Origin of the sequence: Pseudomonas violetae (assembly GCF_023072615.1) — a bacterium.
Classification (GTDB): domain Bacteria; phylum Pseudomonadota; class Gammaproteobacteria; order Pseudomonadales; family Pseudomonadaceae; genus Aquipseudomonas; species Aquipseudomonas violetae.
The window spans coordinates 1-16,814 of sequence record NZ_JAKNRW010000023.1 but is presented as its reverse complement, the minus strand read 5'-3'; the positions used below and the strand labels follow the sequence as shown (position 1 = coordinate 16,814).

Genomic DNA, 16,814 nt, shown 5'->3' with positions numbered 1-16,814 from the left:
TCTATGCTTGCCCTGCTTTCGAACATCGCTATCGAACTCCTGGAGCGCGGCCACCTCAGATGCAATGAGCCGTACTTCAGAACCGCACTCGACGCGACACTCAAGGAGATCAACATGGATGCACCTACACATGATTTGAAAGGCCTGTTCGACCAACTTGGCCTTGATTCCAGCGAGAAGGCTATCGACGACTTCATCGCCAGTCACTCTCCCCTCCCCGACGACAAGAAACTCATCGACGCCGAGTTCTGGACTGCGCAACAGGCAGGTTTCCTGAAAGAACAATTGCGCGAAGATGCTGACTGGGCACGGGTGGTGGACGACCTCAACCTGCGCATGCACCAGGTTTACTAAGCCGCGGACCCAATGCAGGCTGCCTTGTTACGCGGCGCTCAATTGTGCCAACCAGGCAGCCTTGCACTCTTGTGCTTCATGACGGCTGGCGAATGCCGTCCCGCGACGCTCGCCGTTGAGCAGGACCACCCAGCAGACACTCTGCCCCATCGCCCGCAGACTTGAAGGCACTGCGCTGCCAATCATCACCGCCACATCCACTTTGCTTTGCATATTGCCTCGATCAACTCATTAGCCACCTAACTATGTCAGTAGATTAATGAGTTTCCCTGCGAGGAAACAGCAACGCCCCTGCACAGCTTCGTTGCCGAACCGGTAACAATACCTGCCGGTCAGCGGGGGCTTTGCGGTTTATAGCCCAACCGCAAACCACCCCAGTGACGTCCTTTGAGCAGGATCGGCACCGAGAGATCGTGCATCAATTCCCCGGTGTCGCGGGTATAGGTTTGCAGCAGCACGGGTTGCTGGTGGCTGCCGCAGCGAATGCCGGTACGATCGGCGAACTTGCGCTTGGTACGATTGTGCAGCGCATCCACCTGCGCATCGCCCGTCAGCGGCTGGCTGAACACCTTGTTGTGGGTGGGCACGTAGCCTTGCTGGGTACAGGCGATGGCGAACACCAGGCCCTCGTGACGCGTCAGCAGCGGCTCCTGAATGGCCGGCAACATCTGGTCGGTATAACGATCAAACCGGGTCTGGAACTTGCCGGGATTAGTGTTGGGGATCACTTGGTAGTTGCGGTCGAACAGGTCCTCGAGGCTGACACGGCCCTGGTCGATATCGGCCTCGAAACGCGCCGTGATCTGACTCGCGCCTTCACGGGCAAGGTCGTAGATGCGTTGGTGGTAATCATCCAGTCCAACCTCGGCGAGTCGCTCACTGATGGTTTCGGCCTGCCCTTCCATTTGCACCGCTGCCAGGGCCAGTCGCTGAGTCTGCTGGTCGCTGACACCCAGATCGCTGCGCATCTGCTCAATGGCGTGGAACAGGCTGTCCAGTTGCTCGCGGTTGGTCGCCGCGCCCTGGGCGATCTCGCCGACCTGGTTTTCGACCCCAGCTGCCAGCCGCGCGATGTTCTCCAGGTGCTGTCCGGTTTGCTCAACCTGTTCAACCCCCTGATCCAGGTCGCTGGACAATTGACGAATCTGTTCCACCACTTGCGCCGTGCGTTGCTGGATATCGGCAACCATCTCACCAACTTCGCCGGTCGCTGTCGCGGTGCGCGCCGCCAGGCCGCGCACCTCATCGGCGACCACCGCAAAGCCACGGCCATGTTCACCTGCTCGCGCCGCCTCGATGGCCGCATTCAAGGCCAGCAGGTTGGTCTGGCTGGCAATGGACTGGATCACCAGTGTGACCCGCTGGATGTCGTCACTGCGCAAGCTCAAGGCTTCGATCATTTCCCGGCTGCTGCTGGCGCGCTGACTGAGTTGGTGCATACGCGCGATCGACTCGACCAGTTCCGAACGCCCGGCCGCGCTGCTGTGATGAGCCTCGCTGGCTGCGCTCAGGGCTTGCTGGCTGAGCTGCGAAGTGACTTGCTCTGTGGCGATCAGGACTTCGGCGTTGCTGACGATTTGCGCAGCCGCGCCAAGCTGCGACTGCAGGCGGTCGGCCAGTTGCTTGACCGAGTACGCCACTCCAGCGGCTGACAACGCATTGTGGCTGGTGGCGTAGGAAAGATCGCGGGTCAACTCGGCGATGCCGTCGGACTTGTCGGCTGGCGCCTCAGGGGTGTTGCGTTGCCGTAGCCGCGGCAGCCAGATGATCAGCATCGCCAGCGGCAGGCCGATAGTCAGCGACCAACCACCCAGCGCGATCCCCAATAGCAGGAGCAGCAGCGCGATACTTTGCAGCGTCGGCGTGAGCCAACGGTTGCGGGTTGCCGGTACTGGTGCCGGCACTGGCCCAACCAGAGATCCGTCTCTCGTCATCTTCGTCACCCCACGCGTCTTCTAATTGTTGTATCCACATTTAACGCCACTACATGGCCATTATCCATGGTCCATTAGTCGTGGTATTGCAGCAGATCAATAGAAGTGTGAGGTTTTCTGCAGGCGTGCAAAAACATCGCGGGCAAGCCCGCTCCCACCGGTTCAACGCAAACCTTGTGGGAGCGGGCTTGCCCGCGATTGAAGCGCTACGAAACGAAATCAGGCCTGACGCTGGTGCTTGTCGATCTGTTCGTGACGCTCTTGCGCTTCGATGCAGTACTTGGTGGTCGGGCTGATCAGCAGACGCTTGAGGCCAATAGCCTCGCCGCTGTCATCGCACCAGCCGAAGCTGTCTTCCTTGATGCGTTCCAGGGCTTGTTCCAACTGAGGCAGCATGCGCTGGTCGCGATCGATCGCGTTCACCAGCCAGGTGCGCTCTTCTTCAACGGAAGCAGCGTCGGCCGGATCGGCTGGGGTGTCCAGGCTCTCGATGGCGATGCGGTTCTGTTCGATGCGCTCATGGGTTTCAACTTTCATGTTTTGCAACAGCTCGGAGAAAAAAGCATGTTGCTCGGCATTCATGTAGTCATCCGCCGGCATGGCCAGCAACTTGTCCTTTGTCATTGATATCTCTATAAAAAAACGTGCATTAAGGCGAATTAGGGAGCGTTCCGCTGGGCCTGGGAAGGCCAACGCAAAGGCGCCATTTATTCCAAGCGCCACCCGGCACTCAATTTACGAGGGGCGGCAGTCTAAGGCCGACTTGAGGCCTCAGCAACTGAAAAGACAGTGAATTCGTCCGACAAGACCCCGAAAATGCTCTACGGCAGTCGTTGCAGTGGTTATCGGAGTGCGTTTATAGCAAGAAATTCAATCGGGTGGCTGTATTGAGGAGATAAACGGCGGCTCACCTCTTCATATATTGCACCGCGCTGAACCTGAGCTAAGGTTCAGCCTCCGCTATGGCCATCCCCAAGGAGAATATCTATGAAGCTGATCGGCATGCTCGACTCGCCCTACGTGCGGCGCGTCGCTATTTCCGCCAAGTGCCTGGGCATCCCTCTGGAACATCAATCGGTCTCGGTGTTTCGGCACTTCGAGCAATTCCAGCAGATCAACCCGGTGGTGAAGGCGCCGACCCTGGTGCTGGACAACGGCGATGTACTGATCGATTCAACGCTGATCATCGATTACTTGGAGGCGCTGGCCAGCCCTGGTAGGACACTGATGCCCGGCGAACTCGATCAACGCTTGCGCGCATTGCGCCTGACTGGCCTGGCGCTGGCCGCCTGCGAAAAATCCGTGCAGCTCTATTACGAACGCACCCTTCGGCCGGCCGAGATTCAATATGAACCCTGGGTGGAGCGGGTGGAGGGACAATTGGCAGCGGCGTATTCGGCGCTTGAGCGCGAACTGGAGTTCGACCCGCTGACGACTGATGGCTCGATCGGCCAAGCCGGCATCAGCGTGGCGGTGGCATGGAACTTCTCCAAGTTGGTGGTACCGGAGCAGGTGGACAGTGAGCGGTTTCCACGGATCAACGCGTTTACCGAGTATGCCGAGCAGTTGGAAGAATTCCTGAACACACCGACTGAATGAATCGCCCCCCACATAAAAACGCCGCTTCTACCAAGGGCAGAAGCGGCAGGAGCGCAAGCTCCAGAACTATCAGTGCATAAACAGGGCGATCAGGATAATGATCGGGATCGGTACACCGAGAAAGAACAACAGTAGTGAGCGCATGAGGTTTCTCCTGGTTTAACGAATAGAGTTGTTGGTGGTGACGTAGGCATCAGATTCGACATACACCACGGCATCGCGACGACGACCGCCGAAGGTGGCGGCGAAACTGGCGAAGAAGGCACCGATCAGCAGGGCAACGAACATCCACAAAGTGGTGCTCGCAGCAACTTTGGCAGCGGTGTCAGCCGCTTCCTTGGCAGCCTGTTTGGCATCGGCCACCGCTTTCTGGGTGCGGGCATACACTTCGTCAACACGACGTTCGGCATCGGCCTGGGTCAAGTTGGTGCGCTGGGCGACCAGTTGCGCAAGGTAGGCACGGTCTTCGGCGGCGAGTTGGCCGTCATTGAGGCTGCGTACGAAGATGCGGGTGACGGTGCCACGGGCGGCGTCATCACTGACGGCGGCTGGACGATCGTCACGGAACAGGCTGTCAATGAAGTAGCCGTACTGATCGCTGTCGGTATTACCGGCTGCAGAACCTGCAGCCTGGGTTGCCATGCTGGCGGCACCGCCGACCGCACTGGCACCGGCTTGCACACCGCCGCTGATGATGCTGCTGACCGAACCGACCACCAGGGTCGCGGCCACCAGCGTTGCAACGCACCAGGAGAGGAAGCCATGGGCGGTGTCACGGAAATAGACTTCATCCCCGTGCATGTTGGCCCATTTGACCCGCAGGCGGCCTGCAATGTAGCCACCCAGGCCCGATGCGACGATTTGCGTGAACGCCAACCAGACGATCGTGGAAATGCCCAGGCCCTTGGCGCTCACGCCCTCATTGGCCCACGGGGAAACTGCCGAGAAGCCGAGACCGAAGCCCAGCAATACCAGGATCAGCGACAACGCCGCCGCAGCAGCGGCACCGGCGAAAATCGCCGCCCAGGAAACGCCCGACCGCGCGTTTGATTCTTCTGCGGCAGGATAGAAACCATCCGAGGATCTATTCATTATTTGTCGCTCCAGGCAGGAAAGATGTTGTTACAAGTAGCTGCCTGAATAATTGCAGTCGGCGTGCCAAGCGCTATTTTTTGATAAATCGTTTTAATTCAATGCATTATAAATTTTGAACTTCCCAATTCCTTGCAAATTGCAACGAAGTGCCGATATCAGCGGGTTTTATGCATTGCACAGGCGTTACTTGCGCTTATAGCTCTTGTTACCGGCAGGCGTGAGGCAATACACCCCACCCCTGGGGCCGGTGCAGAATGCTCCAGTCCCGCAGGCACAACCATCCGCACCTTCAAGCAGGGTCTGCGGACGGGCCTGGTGCTGGGTGCCGAACATGGCCGAGCAACTCTTTTTCGAGCCGCTGATAGACCCGTCGTTGCAGAGGAACAAATCCCCGTCACAACGATCGATGCCTCCTTTTTTACCCGAACAAGGTGTATTGGCAGCCCAGGCGTACGTACTGATAGTCATGAGCAGCAATATCAACATTGGCATCCAGCCATGGCCAGGCAACGTGCGCACGGTGCAACTCCTTAGTAAATTATGGCTTTATGATATCAATGCGTGTTTCCGCCTACTAAAGCAACATGAAAGTTAATTTAAAAAGTCGGGAGTATTTCTTGGCAAAATGCCTGCATCCTCGCCACGAACCGACTATCAGGCCAGCCTTATGACCCGAATCTTGACCATCGAAGACGACGCCGTGACCGCCCGGGAAATCGTTGCCGAACTCAGTAGCCATGGCCTCGACGTGGAGTGGGTGGATAACGGCCGTGAAGGCCTGGAGCGGGCAGTCAGTGGCGACTATGACCTGATCACCCTCGACCGCATGCTGCCCGAGCTGGACGGCCTGGCAATTGTCACGACCTTGCGCACCATGGGCGTGACCACGCCCATCCTGATGATCAGCGCGCTCTCGGACGTCGATGAGCGGGTTCGCGGCTTGCGCGCAGGCGGTGACGATTACCTGACCAAGCCCTTCGCCACCGATGAAATGGCGGCCCGGGTGGAGGTCCTGCTGCGCCGACAGAACACCGTCACCGCACAGGTGACCACGTTGCGCGTCGCGGACTTGGAGCTGAACCTGATCAGCCACGAAGCCAGTCGCGACGGCCAACTGCTGGCACTGCTGCCCACCGAATACAAATTGCTCGAGTTTCTGATGCGCAATACCGGGCAGATCCTCTCGCGCATGATGATTTTCGAAGAGGTCTGGGGTTATCACTTCGACCCCGGCACCAATCTCATCGACGTGCATATCGGCCGCCTGCGCAAAAAGATCGATCCACCTGGCAATGCCCCACTGATTCGGACCGTGCGAGGGTCGGGTTATGTCATTGCCGAACCCCTCTAACGGCTGGCGCTCCTCCAGCAGCCGCTTGCTGGCGCTCTACAGTTCACTGTTCGTGATCTGGAGCGGAATCTTGATGGGGGTGATGTATTACGAGGTGTCCACCTACCTCGACAATCTGGCCAAGCATTCGCTGCTGCAACGCCAGCATCTGTTCTCGCATTTTCAAGGCCAGCAGCTGCTCGACGCCCTCGCCGTCAGCATGACCTTCGACATTCGCGGCATCGACGCCTATGGCCTGTTCGACGATCAGCACCGCTACCTCAGTGGCGCGCTGGACCACATACCCAAAGGCCTGCCGCTGGACGGCAAGATCCACATGCTTGGCGACTGCGCAGATTCCGACGACCCGAGCCTGCCCGCTGACAGCTGTGACGCGGTCGCCACCCAGACCCTGGACGGTCGCTGGCTGATCCTGGTGCGCGACAACGGCTCGCTGTTTGCCGTAACCCGGATCATCCTGCACGCGCTGTTCTGGGGCGTGACCCTGACCGTTCTTCCAGGCATTGCTGGCTGGCACCTGTTGCGCCGCCGGCCCCTGCGGCGGATTCGCGCAATCCAGGCCAGCGCCGAGGCGATAGTCGCCGGCGACCTGACCCGCCGCCTGCCGCTGTCCAATCGCCGCGACGAACTGGACATGCTGGCCGCCATCGTCAACGCCATGCTTGAGCGCATCGAGCGCCTGATGAACGAGGTCAAGGGCGTCTGCGACAACATCGCCCACGACCTGCGCACGCCACTGACGCGCCTGCGGGCGCAGCTGTATCGGATTCAACAACAGGCGGACGAGGGCTCACCCCTGGCCACACAACTGGACTCGGTGCTCGGTGAAGCGGATACCCTGATGGCACGCTTCCGTGGTTTGTTGCGGATTTCCGAACTGGAAGACAGGCAGCGGCGCTCCGGTTTTGTCCAGCTGGATCCGTTGCCAATGTTGCAGGAGCTGCATGATTTCTACTTGCCACTGGCGGAAGAAGGCGAACTGACGTTCAAGCTGCAGCTGCCGGATACGTTGCCGCCGCTCAATGGCGATCGGGCATTGTTGTTCGAAGCCGTGGCCAACCTGCTGAGCAACTCGATCAAGTTCACTGCGCCCGGTGGCGAGGTGATTTTGCGCGGGATCGCCGAGAGTGGGCATACGCGAATCGAAGTGCACGATTCCGGCCCTGGTATTGCGCTGGCGGAGAGAGAAGCCGTGTTTCAGCGCTTCTATCGCGCCGAAGGCGGCAATCAGCAAAGCGGGTTCGGGTTGGGCCTGTCGATCGTCGCAGCCATCGTCAGCCTCCATGGCTTCACACTGGAGGTCGGTGAAAGCGAACTGGGCGGTGCACGCTTGGCGCTGGAGTGCCGGCAACCGCCGAACATTGCTGTCAACTGACCCACCGCTATCGCGAGCTGGCTCGCGATGAGGCCGTGCCAGGCGACACTCATGCTCAATGCCAGGCACCGGCCCCCGCATGCCGATCGGGTTTACACGGGATAATTGGCCCGCAAAGCTTGCACCCCGCCCTGATAAATAGCGCTGAACAGCTCCACCACTTCTGCCTCGGTCACACCCACCGGTGCAAACTGCCCCGACCACGTCACCCGCGTACCTTCGCCCTGGGCTTCAACACGGATCGTCGCCAGATAATCCTTCGCTGGAAACGGCGCCTGCAGAATCGAGTAGCTGTAGGTCTTCCCGGCGTTGTCAAACGACTCGAGCCGCTCAACCACCACCGCGCCGTCCGAGGTCTGCAGGCTACGCACGCGCCCACCTTCGCTCAGCTCACTCTTGGGAATGAACGGCAGCCAGTCCGGCAGCGAATTAAAGCCGCCAATCAATTGCCAAACCTCGTCGGCCGACGCCGGGATATCAATGAACGCTGATGCAGTTGCCATGTAATTCTCTCTCTCTCGATCAAGCAAAAAATTCAGATTGCCATGCTATCGACGACACCGCCATCGACCCGCAAAGCGGCGCCGGTGGTGGCCGAAGACAATGGCGAAGCAATATAAGCCACCAGATTGGCCACTTCCTCGACATCCGCCACGCGCTGGATAATCGAAGTCGGGCGCGCCTTGCGTACAAAGGCGTCAGCTTCATCCCGGGGGCTGCGGCCGGACTCGGCAATGACATCTTTGAGCATCTGCTCCAGGCCGTCGGTGAACGTCGGGCCCGGCAAAATCGCGTTGACCGTCACACCAGTGCCCGCCAGCCGCTTGGCCAGGCCGTGGGACACCGCGAGGTTAGCACTCTTGGTCACGCCGTAATTGATCATGTCGGCCGGCGTTGCCACCCCGGATTCCGAGGACAGAAAAATCACCCGCCCCCAGCCTTGTTTGACCATGTCCGGCACATAATGCCGGGAAAGGCGCACGCCGGAAATCACATTGACCTCATAAAAACGCGCCCACTCACTGTCTGGCACGTCGAAGAAATCCACTTCGTTGAAGATCCCCAGGTTATTCACCAGGATGTCCGCCCGCGGCTCGGCAGCGAACAACTGCTCTGCGCCTTCTGCGGTACCGAGGTCCGCCGTCACGCCACGCAACTGCGCGCCCGACACGCTCTGGCGAATGCTCTCAAGCGCCTGCTCGACCTTCGCGGTATCCCGGCCTATCACCACCACCGTCGCACCGGCCTCAGCCAACGCCTTGCTGATGCCCAGGCCGATACCGGCAGTGCTGCCACTGACAATCGCCAGTTTTGCGCTCAGATCAATTTTCATGCTCAAGCTCCCATCGTTGGCAACGGCGCCCGTTCGGACACCAGGACATGGACAGTAAATGGTAGTAAACGAGGGCGGACTTGTTTCGCAGCTTACGATGCATTTTCGACGATCCTTGTTGACGTTCTATTAACCGATCATGCGCGCCTCCCCCACCTTTGATGCTTTACTGAGAAAACCTCAAGAAACCTGCGAGCCCCCCACCATGAACCGCAACGACCTGCGCCGCGTGGACATGAACCTGCTGGTGATTTTCGAGACCCTGATGTTCGAAAAAAACCTCACCCGTGCCGGGGAAAAGCTGTTCCTGGGCCAGCCTGCGGTGAGTGCGGCACTGGCGCGGTTGCGCGATTTGTTTGACGACCCGTTGCTGGTGCGCAATGGCCGCAGCCTTGAACCGACTCAGCGCGCCCTGCAGATTCTCAAGGAGTTGCAGCCAGCGATGGACACCATTTCCGGGGCGGTCAGCCGGGCCAAGGATTTTGACCCGTCTACCAGTCGCGACGTGTTTCGTATCGGCCTGTCCGACGATGCCGAGTTTGGCCTGTTTCCGCCTTTGCTCAAGCAGATCCGCGACGAGGCGCAGAACGTCGTGGTGGTGGTGCGGCGGGTAAATTTTCTGCTGATGTCATCGATGCTCGCCAGCGGCGAGATATCCGTAGGCATCAGCTACACCACTGAACTGCCGGCCAACGCCAAGCGCAAGAAACTGCGGGACCTGAGCGTGAAGATCCTGCGCGGTGACGATCGCCCCGGGCCCCTGACCCTGGATGAATTCTGCGAGCGGCCCCATGCGCTGGTGTCGTTTTCCGGGGACCTGACCGGCGCTATCGACAACGACCTCGCGCGCATCGGCCGCTCACGCCGGGTGGTGTTGGCGGTGCCGCAGTTCTCTGGCCTGCGCGCATTGCTTGCGGGCACGGAGATGCTTGCCACGGTGCCGGACTACGCAGCGTGCGCCTTGATCGAAGGCAGCAACCAGTTGCGTGCCGACGAACCGCCGTTCGACATGGTGCTGTCGGAGCTCTCGATGGTGTGGAACGGCGTCAACGATAACGATCCGGCAGAACGTTGGTTGCGCTCGCGAATAGCCCAACACATGTCGGCGCCGCTGCCGGTGCTTTCTGCGTCTTGAACGGTGGATCCTGCTCGCGCAGGAACACCGGCAGGTCCGTCACGGGCGGCATGGCCGGGATCTCGAAATACATCTGCACCACCCAGCCGCGGTGATAGCTGGCATGGTTGATCACGTGCATCAGCATTGCACCAGCGCTCATAGTGCCGTTTTCGCCGGAGACAAACACAAACTCGACCGGTTTGAGCAGCGAGGCGTCGGTCTGCCTGGCGCTCCAGTCGCAGTACCAGGAATCGATGTCCTTTTGCGCCTGGCGCAGTTCGGGCAATTCGGCGTGGAGCAGATCGTGTGAGGTCTTGAAGCCGTGTCCGCGGCCTTCTAGGTGTGCTTGCCAGATACAGTCCACCACATAGATGTGGTTTAAGGTGCCAATCATATTGCTGAACACCGACACTCGGTGTTTATCGACTTCACCCGGTGGCAGTGCAGCCAGGCTGTCGAACAGGCGCAGATCCGCCCAGCGCTTGTAATCGGCAAGCAGGCAGGCAGTGGCTGTGTTGATCATTGCAGTTCTCCCATTGCGATGGGTGCACTGGCAAGCATAGACCCGGTGAGCCACGGCGGCCCGGGCCCTGATCATCGGTCGCGGGAAATGATTATCTGCCCGTCAAGGAACTACTGAGCCCCAGGGAGCATCCTAAGCTATGTGGTAATTCCCTTACGCTTCAAGCTGTCGGAGGACACCGTCATGCGCCGTCTATTTCTGATTTCTTCCCTGGTACTTTGTTTGCCATTCGGTTCTGCCATGGCCAAAGTCGATGCCGGCGAGGTCGCCACTTCGGCGGGTGTTTCAGCTTCGCTGTATTCGACGTTCAAGGATCACAAATTGATGATTCCCGCCAAAGACGATGCCTCAAGTTTCGTTGCCAGTGGTGGGGCCATTCGCGGGGTGTATCTGGAGTCGGTGATGCATCAGATCCGCCAGGACAACCCCGGTTTGAACGCCACCGATGAAGACCTGGCTCGGGCAATCCTGATCAATGATGGCGCGGCGTCGGGGCAATAGACCGACCCAAGTCCTGCGACACCCTGTAGGAGCTGCCGCCGGCTGCGATCTGTTGATTTTGGGCGCGGCTGGAATGCCCAAGATCAACAGATCGCAGCCTTCGGCAGCTCCTAGGCAGTTAACCGCGAACTCAGTGGTTTTGCAGGCTGAGTCGCCCGTCATCCGCCACTGCAACACTCACCCGCTCATAGCTTTGCAGCGTCGCGTGCGCAGTGTCTATCGGGTGCGGATGCGTCGAGGTGATCACCAGCAGGTCAGCCCCGGACGCCTCAGCCGCCTGAATACCGACACTGGCGTCTTCAAAAATCAGGCACTCGCCAATCTCGACGCCCAAACGCTCAGCCGCCAACTTGTAACCGGCAGGATCAGGCTTGCCCGCGCTGACCTCCTCGGCGGTGATCATCACCTCGGGCACCGCAATACCGGCCGCCGCCATCCGGCGCAACGCCAATGCACGAGGCGCCGAAGTGACTATCGCCCACTGTCTGGCCGGCAGCGATTGCAGGAATCGCGCAGCGCCTGACACCTCGACAATCCCCTCGACATCCTCGACCTCAGCCTGGGTCACCCACGCCGCTTCCGCCTGTGCGTCTATTCCTGCCAAACCCTGGCGATTAACCGTGTCGATGGCGCGTGCGCCATGAATGGTCGGCAGGAACGCAGCGACATCCAGGCCGTGGCGCAGGGCCCAGGTGGTCCAGATTCGCTCTGCCGCAGCAATGGAGTTGAGAACGGTGCCATCCATGTCGAAGAGAAAGGCGCGATAAGGGGAATTGAAGACAGCGTCGTCAGCAGGCAAAGGCAAACTTCCTATCCAGATAACAGGCGGGTTTTCAGGGAATGTACAGGATCAACGTTGCACTGGCGCTTTCTTCAGTGCTCCTTCTACGCAATCGAGCAATTGCCCGAGCGCCCAAGGCTTCTTGATGAAAGAAACGTCGTGCCGTACGCCGGAAGTTTCCGGCGTTTCGAAACCTGACATGATCATGATCGGCTTGTCCGGCCAACGATCGCCGAACTGGTTTGCCAGGTCGGCTCCGTTGAGTTTGCCAGGCATGGTGATATCGGTCAGCAATAAGCTGACCTTGTTTGAATGCTGCTCCAGATAGACCGATGCAGCGTCCGCACTGATCTTGGGTTCAACGGTAAAACCCTCGTCCTGAAGAATTTCGCAGAGAAACTCCAGGATCAACGGATCATCCTCGACCACAAGGATCAACCCGTCGGGAAGGTGATCGCTTGCCGTTGTGACTGGACTCATGACGCTGCCACTCCCTGATTGCTCGAAATTTCGCGGGCTCAAATCCGCTGCCTACAGGTATGAGCAGCGGACTCGGCGGAAATTCACTTTTGATACAGTCAGTCGACAAAATCAGGCGTCCAGCCCACGACAGAGGGCAAAAATCACTTGGCCATGTCATCCTTCTTCATGGCGTCTTTGGACATTGCGTCCTTTTTCATCCCGTCCTTGCTCATGGAATCCTTGGACATATTGTCCTTGGACATGGAGTCGTTGGACATGTGGTCCTTCTTCATCGCATCCTTGCTCATGCCGTCTTTTTTCATCGCGTCTTTCTTCATGGCATCCTTGGACATCGAGTCCTTGCTCATGCTGTCATTGCTCATCGTATCGGCGGCAAACACGCTGGCGGCGCCCACTGCGAGACACATGGACAGAACAACGCTGGTCAATTTTTTCATGTTGAATCTCCTGAAGCTTGGCTTACGAATGAGCGCAGCGCGGGCTGCGCGGTTAAACCTGACGGATGCTCGTCAGCTACCCCCGAACCAGTTGTAGCCCTGGTCTTCCCAGTAGCCGCCGGTATAGGTATTGCTGACGAAAATCGCCTGGATGTGCTTGGGATTTTTGTATCCCAGCTTGGTTGGCATACGCAGCTTCATCGGGAAGCCGTACTCGCGCGGTAGCACCGCGCCGTCATAGGTCAGTGTCAGCAGGGTTTGCGAGTGGAGTGCGGTGGCCATGTCGATGCTGGTGTAGTAATCGTCCGCGCATTTGAAGCCGACGTATTTGGCGTCCGTATCGGCACCGATGCGCCTGAGGAAATCGCTGAACCGCACCCCGCCCCAGCGGCCAATCGCGCTCCAGCCTTCTACGCAAATGTGCCGAGTGATTTGTTCGGTCTGGGCCATGGCACGCAGTTCCTCCAGGCGCCAGCTGCGTTTGTCGGCGACCAGTCCGGTAACTTCCAGCCGATAACTGTCTGCCTCAACGGTCGGCGCCTCGTCGATGCCGTAGAACGCATTGAACGGAAACGGCCGGGTGATCATCGACGCAGGGTAGGTTGGCGCCAGTGCATTGGGGTTGAACAACCAGCCCTGAACCCGATCATTGAAGCGCGACATGGAAGACAATGCGCTCTCGACGCTGTCGTTGTCGGTCAGGTTGCAGCCGGACAACATCGCTACCCCGCCGAGGGTCAGACCACGCAGCAGAAAGGAGCGGCGCGAGCGGTCTTCGATTTGCGGGGCAATGATTTTGCGGGCGTCGGCGAGAATGGACGCTTCATCGAGCCCAAGTCCTTGAATGCGCTTTTTCATAATGGTTCCTTGTGACCGAACAGCATCGCGACCAGCGTTTTCGGGACCAGCGCAACCATCACCAGGTGCACCGCGACAAACCCCAGCAACAGCGCCATGGCAATGAAGTGCACGTGCCGCGCCGCGTCGTAACCGCCCAGCAGCTCGCGTAACAACGGGAACTGCACGGACTTCCACAGCACCAGCCCGGAGACCACCAGCAGCGCGATGTCGAGCATCACGAACAGGTAGGCCAGCCGCTGCACCTGGTTGTACTGGCGCAGGTCCGCATGCCCTAATTTGCCTCGCAGCGCGGCCAGCAGGTCGTGCCCGAAACCTTTAGGCGACAGGGGAAAAAACCGTCGCGACAGGCGCCCACTAATGAGGTTGACCAGCAGATAAATGACACCGTTAATGGCCAGCAACCACATCGCTGCGAAATGCCATTGCAACGCGCCGCCGAGCCAGCCGCCCAGAGTGATCGACGTGGGGAAACTGAAATCGTAGAGCGGCGAGGCGTTGTAGATGCGCCAGCCGCTGGCCACCATCACCAGTACCGCCAAGGCATTGAGCCAGTGGGTCAGCCTTAGCCAGCGCGGATGTGTATTGACCGTGGGTTGCTGCAACATGGTGGCTCTCCCGGCGGCGGTTGTTCGATGGAGCCTAGTATGTGGGCGCTCAGATCGCCAAATCCTCACGAAAAGTTAAATTAAACGTGATAACTCCCGACACCCGCAAAGCAGCCGTTGGCCAAAGTTGTGGTTAAATGCCGACCCTCTCAAATGACCGAACCAGGCCGATGAACCCAGACGCGCTCACCCTCCTCCATGCTCATCTGCTGACCGCCCTGGCAGACGCCCCCGCCGAAACCCGCCGGCTGTTCCACGGCCGCGGGCGGTGCTGGCCGGGCCTGGAGCAGTTGACGGTGGACTGGTTGCAAGGGGTGGTGCTGGTGTCCTTGTTCAAGGAACCGCCAGCGGCACAACTGGAGGCGTTGAAGGCAGACCTGATGCGACTCGCCGCCTCGCCCGCATGGGTGGCCTGCGGCGCGCATACCCTCGCACTGCAGCATCGCTACATGCTGCAGAGCACCACCGAATGGCTGGTGGGGGACGCCATCGATGACATGACCATCACCGAGGGCGGCCTGCGCTATCGGGTGGACCTGGGCCGCAAGCAGAACAACGGCCTGTTCCTCGATATGCGCTACGGGCGCGACTGGGTGCGGGCCAATGCGCAGGGCAAGCGCGTGCTCAATCTGTTTGCCTACACTTGCGGCTTTTCCGTGACAGCAATCGAAGGCGGCGCCGAGCATGTGGTCAACCTGGACATGTCCAGCGCGGCCCTGAGCCGCGGTCGCGACAATCACCGCCTGAACGGCCACGACCTGGGCAAGGTAACGTTTCTGGGCCATGACCTGTTCAAGTCCTGGGGCAAAGTGATCGGCAAGGGGCCCTATGACCTGGTGATCATCGACCCGCCGTCCTTTCAGAAAGGCAGCTTTTTGCTGACCAAGGATTACCAGCGGGTGCTGCGTCGGCTGCCGGAGCTGCTCGCAGCCCAAGGCACTGTTTTGGCCTGTATGAACGACCCGGCATTGGGTGCAGACTTCCTGGTCGAGGGCGTGACCCGAGAAGCGCCGAGCCTGCGGTTTGAGCAACGGTTGGAGAACCCGCCGGAGTTTCCGGACACGGATATCGAGTGCGGGTTGAAGGCTTTGGTGTTTCGGCTGTAAGACCCCAGCACGGCCATCGTCGCCCCCCCGGAGCAGGTTTCAGCGCACCTACCGGGCCACCCCACCCACCACGCCTTCCCCATGCAGCTGCTGCAACAAGGCCTGGCCAGCGGTGAAATCTGCAACGGCCGCTCCAGTAACGACCCGGCAGCGCTGGCCGGCAAGGGTTCGGCAGCGCTCTGCTGCAACGCCATCTCGACCCATTCGTCATGCGCCAGCTCGACCATGAACCCTGGCCAGTCGCCGGGCGGGATGCTGGCCAGAAAGCCGACGAATTCTTCAGCGCTCTCGCCAAATTTCGGCGTGCGTGCGCGATGGTCTCGCAGGAAACTGCGCGCCAGCGCGCATCGCCGAGGAGCCTGAGTTCGGCGACCCGCTCGAAAAAGGTTCGAGCAACGTCGGTTACGCGCCGAAGCGTGCATAGGCCTGCGCCAGCAATGACCAGACGGCCGGTTTCACCGAGGCGCCGTGGGTGTCGATCTTCAAGGTGTCGGACTCGTCGAAATGCCCGGCCACGTGCATGCCCACCACCCGGCCGGCCTCGCTGCCGAGCAGGAACGCCTGCGGATCAAAACCATGATTGATCGAATTGACGTACACAGTGTTGATGTCCAGCAGCAGGTCGCAATCGGCTTCGCGCAACACGGCATTGGTGGTGGTCGAGAAAGACCATGACCTCGCGCACAAATCCGACGTCCAGGGGCGTCGGCACACCGAAGGACAACGACAAATCGTGGCACGACAGCGCAAACCTTTCCGCCAGGGCCCGCAACGCCGCGCCGTGAGCCCCGCCGATGCCAACACCGGATACACTCCAATACAAGCAACACCCACAGGGGGCGGGCGGTGTTTCAGGTGAGATTTTCGTCGCCTGAGGCAATGGCTCAGCGGCTGCGAACTAGCCTAAATGCACACAGGACACCCCCTGGCGTCCTGTTCATTCCCACGACCACCGCACGCCTACTGGGTCTCGCCGCGCAGGCGGGTGAGGCGCGCAAATCACACGCCAGGCTGGGGTCCGCGTAGGCGCTGCCGAAGGCTGCGATCTTTTGATTTTGATTTATAAAGATCAAGATATCGCAGCCTTCGGCAACTCCTACAATGGGGAGATCTCTGGAGTGTTGAATATGCTAGATGGCCGAATACGCGAACAACTCGATCAGCTCAATCACCTGATGGCCGAACAACCGTTCGTGGTGCTGACCGGAGCCGGCATCAGCACACCGTCGGGCATTCCCGATTACCGGGACAACCAGGGCGTGCGCCGTGGCCGGCAGCCGATGATGTACCAGGAATTCCTCTCGGCTGCCGAATCCCGGCGCCGCTACTGGGCGCGGGCGATGCTCGGCTGGCCGCGCG

20 protein-coding genes and 3 pseudogenes are annotated in these 16,814 nt (G+C 59.7%); 8 read left to right on the top strand and 15 right to left on the bottom strand.

Annotated elements, in window-relative coordinates:
• Nucleotides 1-114 precede the first annotated feature (114 nt).
• Nucleotides 115-354, top strand: a complete 240-nt coding sequence (locus tag L9059_RS21530) for a DUF2789 domain-containing protein (RefSeq protein WP_247292920.1) — start codon at nucleotides 115-117, stop codon at nucleotides 352-354.
• A gap of 27 nt (nucleotides 355-381) precedes the next feature.
• Here L9059_RS21530 and L9059_RS21525 read toward each other — a convergent pair whose 3' ends face one another.
• From L9059_RS21525 to L9059_RS21515, 3 genes are all read right to left on the bottom strand, one after another.
• Nucleotides 382-567: a hypothetical protein gene (locus tag L9059_RS21525; protein ID WP_247292919.1), complete on the bottom strand. Its 186-nt coding sequence runs from the start codon at nucleotides 565-567 to the stop codon at nucleotides 382-384.
• 119 nt (nucleotides 568-686) lie between these two features.
• Entirely contained in the window at nucleotides 687-2,129 is a 1,443-nt protein-coding gene (locus L9059_RS21520) for a methyl-accepting chemotaxis protein (protein ID WP_428480292.1), read from the bottom strand.
• Between the two features lie 378 nt (nucleotides 2,130-2,507).
• Complete coding sequence (locus L9059_RS21515; protein ID WP_007907888.1) at nucleotides 2,508-2,912, bottom strand: TraR/DksA family transcriptional regulator; 405 nt, start codon at nucleotides 2,910-2,912, stop codon at nucleotides 2,508-2,510.
• A 363-nt stretch (nucleotides 2,913-3,275) separates the two neighbouring features.
• Between L9059_RS21515 and L9059_RS21510 the strand changes: the two genes are divergently transcribed.
• Nucleotides 3,276-3,887 (top strand): glutathione S-transferase, encoded by a 612-nt coding sequence (locus L9059_RS21510; protein ID WP_247292917.1) that lies wholly within the window; start codon nucleotides 3,276-3,278, stop codon nucleotides 3,885-3,887.
• A gap of 159 nt (nucleotides 3,888-4,046) precedes the next feature.
• On the opposite strand, the gene L9059_RS21505 is transcribed toward L9059_RS21510, so the two are convergent.
• Complete coding sequence (locus L9059_RS21505) at nucleotides 4,047-4,979, bottom strand: hypothetical protein (protein WP_247292916.1); 933 nt, start codon at nucleotides 4,977-4,979, stop codon at nucleotides 4,047-4,049.
• A 186-nt stretch (nucleotides 4,980-5,165) separates the two neighbouring features.
• The gene (locus tag L9059_RS21500) at nucleotides 5,166-5,468 is read right to left on the bottom strand and encodes a YdcA family protein (RefSeq protein ID WP_247292978.1); all 303 of its coding nucleotides are present in this window, start codon (nucleotides 5,466-5,468) and stop codon (nucleotides 5,166-5,168) included.
• Between the two features lie 181 nt (nucleotides 5,469-5,649).
• Between L9059_RS21500 and L9059_RS21495 the strand changes: the two genes are divergently transcribed.
• Complete coding sequence (locus L9059_RS21495) at nucleotides 5,650-6,333, top strand: response regulator transcription factor (RefSeq protein WP_247292915.1); 684 nt, start codon at nucleotides 5,650-5,652, stop codon at nucleotides 6,331-6,333.
• Nucleotides 6,311-7,708 carry a sensor histidine kinase gene (locus L9059_RS21490; RefSeq protein WP_247292914.1) on the top strand — a complete coding sequence of 466 codons (1,398 nt, stop codon included), beginning with the start codon at nucleotides 6,311-6,313 and terminating at the stop codon, nucleotides 7,706-7,708. Before L9059_RS21495 ends, L9059_RS21490 begins: the two co-directional genes overlap by 23 nt.
• A gap of 92 nt (nucleotides 7,709-7,800) precedes the next feature.
• Here the strand turns inward: L9059_RS21490 and L9059_RS21485 are convergent, their stop codons facing one another.
• Together L9059_RS21485 and L9059_RS21480 are read right to left on the bottom strand one after the other, a co-directional pair.
• On the bottom strand, nucleotides 7,801-8,211 hold the full coding sequence (locus L9059_RS21485; RefSeq protein ID WP_247292913.1) for an SRPBCC family protein: 411 nt from the start codon (nucleotides 8,209-8,211) through the stop codon (nucleotides 7,801-7,803).
• 32 nt (nucleotides 8,212-8,243) lie between these two features.
• Nucleotides 8,244-9,041 (bottom strand): SDR family NAD(P)-dependent oxidoreductase, encoded by a 798-nt coding sequence (locus tag L9059_RS21480; protein WP_247292912.1) that lies wholly within the window; start codon nucleotides 9,039-9,041, stop codon nucleotides 8,244-8,246.
• Nucleotides 9,042-9,246: 205 nt separating this feature from the next.
• On the opposite strand from L9059_RS21480, the gene L9059_RS21475 reads away from it, so the two are divergent.
• The gene (locus tag L9059_RS21475) at nucleotides 9,247-10,176 is read left to right on the top strand and encodes a LysR substrate-binding domain-containing protein (RefSeq protein WP_247292911.1); all 930 of its coding nucleotides are present in this window, start codon (nucleotides 9,247-9,249) and stop codon (nucleotides 10,174-10,176) included.
• Here L9059_RS21475 and L9059_RS21470 read toward each other — a convergent pair.
• Entirely contained in the window at nucleotides 10,088-10,681 is a 594-nt protein-coding gene (locus tag L9059_RS21470; protein ID WP_247292910.1) for a DinB family protein, read from the bottom strand. The genes L9059_RS21475 and L9059_RS21470 overlap by 89 nt on opposite strands.
• Before the next feature lie 183 nt (nucleotides 10,682-10,864).
• On the opposite strand from L9059_RS21470, the gene L9059_RS21465 reads away from it, so the two are divergent.
• Nucleotides 10,865-11,182 (top strand): DUF2388 domain-containing protein, encoded by a 318-nt coding sequence (locus L9059_RS21465; RefSeq protein WP_247292909.1) that lies wholly within the window; start codon nucleotides 10,865-10,867, stop codon nucleotides 11,180-11,182.
• Between the two features lie 130 nt (nucleotides 11,183-11,312).
• Here the strand turns inward: L9059_RS21465 and L9059_RS21460 are convergent, their stop codons facing one another.
• The 5 genes from L9059_RS21460 to L9059_RS21440 all read right to left on the bottom strand — a co-directional run bounded on the left by L9059_RS21460 (nucleotide 11,313) and on the right by L9059_RS21440 (nucleotide 14,349).
• Complete coding sequence (locus tag L9059_RS21460; RefSeq protein ID WP_428480291.1) at nucleotides 11,313-11,927, bottom strand: HAD-IA family hydrolase; 615 nt, start codon at nucleotides 11,925-11,927, stop codon at nucleotides 11,313-11,315.
• A 105-nt stretch (nucleotides 11,928-12,032) separates the two neighbouring features.
• Nucleotides 12,033-12,443 carry a response regulator gene (locus L9059_RS21455; protein ID WP_247292907.1) on the bottom strand — a complete coding sequence of 137 codons (411 nt, stop codon included), beginning with the start codon at nucleotides 12,441-12,443 and terminating at the stop codon, nucleotides 12,033-12,035.
• Between the two features lie 143 nt (nucleotides 12,444-12,586).
• Entirely contained in the window at nucleotides 12,587-12,883 is a 297-nt protein-coding gene (locus L9059_RS21450; protein ID WP_247292906.1) for a pentapeptide MXKDX repeat protein, read from the bottom strand.
• 72 nt (nucleotides 12,884-12,955) lie between these two features.
• A complete protein-coding gene (locus L9059_RS21445; RefSeq protein WP_247292905.1) occupies nucleotides 12,956-13,741 on the bottom strand; it encodes a molybdopterin-dependent oxidoreductase in 786 nt (261 codons plus the stop codon).
• Complete coding sequence (locus tag L9059_RS21440; RefSeq protein ID WP_247292904.1) at nucleotides 13,738-14,349, bottom strand: cytochrome b/b6 domain-containing protein; 612 nt, start codon at nucleotides 14,347-14,349, stop codon at nucleotides 13,738-13,740. The genes L9059_RS21445 and L9059_RS21440 overlap by 4 nt, the downstream gene beginning before the upstream one ends.
• Nucleotides 14,350-14,519: 170 nt before the next feature.
• Between L9059_RS21440 and L9059_RS21435 the strand changes: the two genes are divergently transcribed.
• Nucleotides 14,520-15,455 carry a class I SAM-dependent methyltransferase gene (locus L9059_RS21435; RefSeq protein WP_247292903.1) on the top strand — a complete coding sequence of 312 codons (936 nt, stop codon included), beginning with the start codon at nucleotides 14,520-14,522 and terminating at the stop codon, nucleotides 15,453-15,455.
• A 98-nt stretch (nucleotides 15,456-15,553) separates the two neighbouring features.
• Here L9059_RS21435 and L9059_RS21430 read toward each other — a convergent pair.
• Nucleotides 15,554-15,799 (bottom strand): annotated as a pseudogene (locus L9059_RS21430) (HvfC family RiPP maturation protein); the annotation flags it as partial.
• Nucleotides 15,800-15,860: 61 nt separating this feature from the next.
• Nucleotides 15,861-16,257, bottom strand: a pseudogene (locus L9059_RS21425) (multinuclear nonheme iron-dependent oxidase); the annotation flags it as partial.
• A 325-nt stretch (nucleotides 16,258-16,582) separates the two neighbouring features.
• On the opposite strand from L9059_RS21425, the pseudogene L9059_RS21420 reads away from it, so the two are divergent.
• Nucleotides 16,583-16,814 (top strand): annotated as a pseudogene (locus tag L9059_RS21420) (NAD-dependent protein deacetylase); the annotation flags it as partial.

What these genes read in the sequence shown, in the direction of transcription:
- L9059_RS21530 (WP_247292920.1), top strand. Translation starts at nt 115, where the DNA reads ATGGATGCACCTACACATGATTTGAAAGGCCTGTTCGACCAACTTGGC.
- L9059_RS21525 (WP_247292919.1), bottom strand. Translation starts at nt 567, where the DNA reads ATGCAAAGCAAAGTGGATGTGGCGGTGATGATTGGCAGCGCAGTGCCT.
- L9059_RS21520 (WP_428480292.1), bottom strand. Translation starts at nt 2,129, where the DNA reads ATGCTGATCATCTGGCTGCCGCGGCTACGGCAACGCAACACCCCTGAG.
- L9059_RS21515 (WP_007907888.1), bottom strand. Translation starts at nt 2,912, where the DNA reads ATGACAAAGGACAAGTTGCTGGCCATGCCGGCGGATGACTACATGAAT.
- L9059_RS21510 (WP_247292917.1), top strand. Translation starts at nt 3,276, where the DNA reads ATGAAGCTGATCGGCATGCTCGACTCGCCCTACGTGCGGCGCGTCGCT.
- L9059_RS21505 (WP_247292916.1), bottom strand. Translation starts at nt 4,979, where the DNA reads ATGAATAGATCCTCGGATGGTTTCTATCCTGCCGCAGAAGAATCAAAC.
- L9059_RS21500 (WP_247292978.1), bottom strand. Translation starts at nt 5,468, where the DNA reads ATGTTGATATTGCTGCTCATGACTATCAGTACGTACGCCTGGGCTGCC.
- L9059_RS21495 (WP_247292915.1), top strand. Translation starts at nt 5,650, where the DNA reads ATGACCCGAATCTTGACCATCGAAGACGACGCCGTGACCGCCCGGGAA.
- L9059_RS21490 (WP_247292914.1), top strand. Translation starts at nt 6,311, where the DNA reads ATGTCATTGCCGAACCCCTCTAACGGCTGGCGCTCCTCCAGCAGCCGC.
- L9059_RS21485 (WP_247292913.1), bottom strand. Translation starts at nt 8,211, where the DNA reads ATGGCAACTGCATCAGCGTTCATTGATATCCCGGCGTCGGCCGACGAG.
- L9059_RS21480 (WP_247292912.1), bottom strand. Translation starts at nt 9,041, where the DNA reads ATGAAAATTGATCTGAGCGCAAAACTGGCGATTGTCAGTGGCAGCACT.
- L9059_RS21475 (WP_247292911.1), top strand. Translation starts at nt 9,247, where the DNA reads ATGAACCGCAACGACCTGCGCCGCGTGGACATGAACCTGCTGGTGATT.
- L9059_RS21470 (WP_247292910.1), bottom strand. Translation starts at nt 10,681, where the DNA reads ATGATCAACACAGCCACTGCCTGCCTGCTTGCCGATTACAAGCGCTGG.
- L9059_RS21465 (WP_247292909.1), top strand. Translation starts at nt 10,865, where the DNA reads ATGCGCCGTCTATTTCTGATTTCTTCCCTGGTACTTTGTTTGCCATTC.
- L9059_RS21460 (WP_428480291.1), bottom strand. Translation starts at nt 11,927, where the DNA reads ATGGATGGCACCGTTCTCAACTCCATTGCTGCGGCAGAGCGAATCTGG.
- L9059_RS21455 (WP_247292907.1), bottom strand. Translation starts at nt 12,443, where the DNA reads ATGAGTCCAGTCACAACGGCAAGCGATCACCTTCCCGACGGGTTGATC.
- L9059_RS21450 (WP_247292906.1), bottom strand. Translation starts at nt 12,883, where the DNA reads ATGAAAAAATTGACCAGCGTTGTTCTGTCCATGTGTCTCGCAGTGGGC.
- L9059_RS21445 (WP_247292905.1), bottom strand. Translation starts at nt 13,741, where the DNA reads ATGAAAAAGCGCATTCAAGGACTTGGGCTCGATGAAGCGTCCATTCTC.
- L9059_RS21440 (WP_247292904.1), bottom strand. Translation starts at nt 14,349, where the DNA reads ATGTTGCAGCAACCCACGGTCAATACACATCCGCGCTGGCTAAGGCTG.
- L9059_RS21435 (WP_247292903.1), top strand. Translation starts at nt 14,520, where the DNA reads ATGAACCCAGACGCGCTCACCCTCCTCCATGCTCATCTGCTGACCGCC.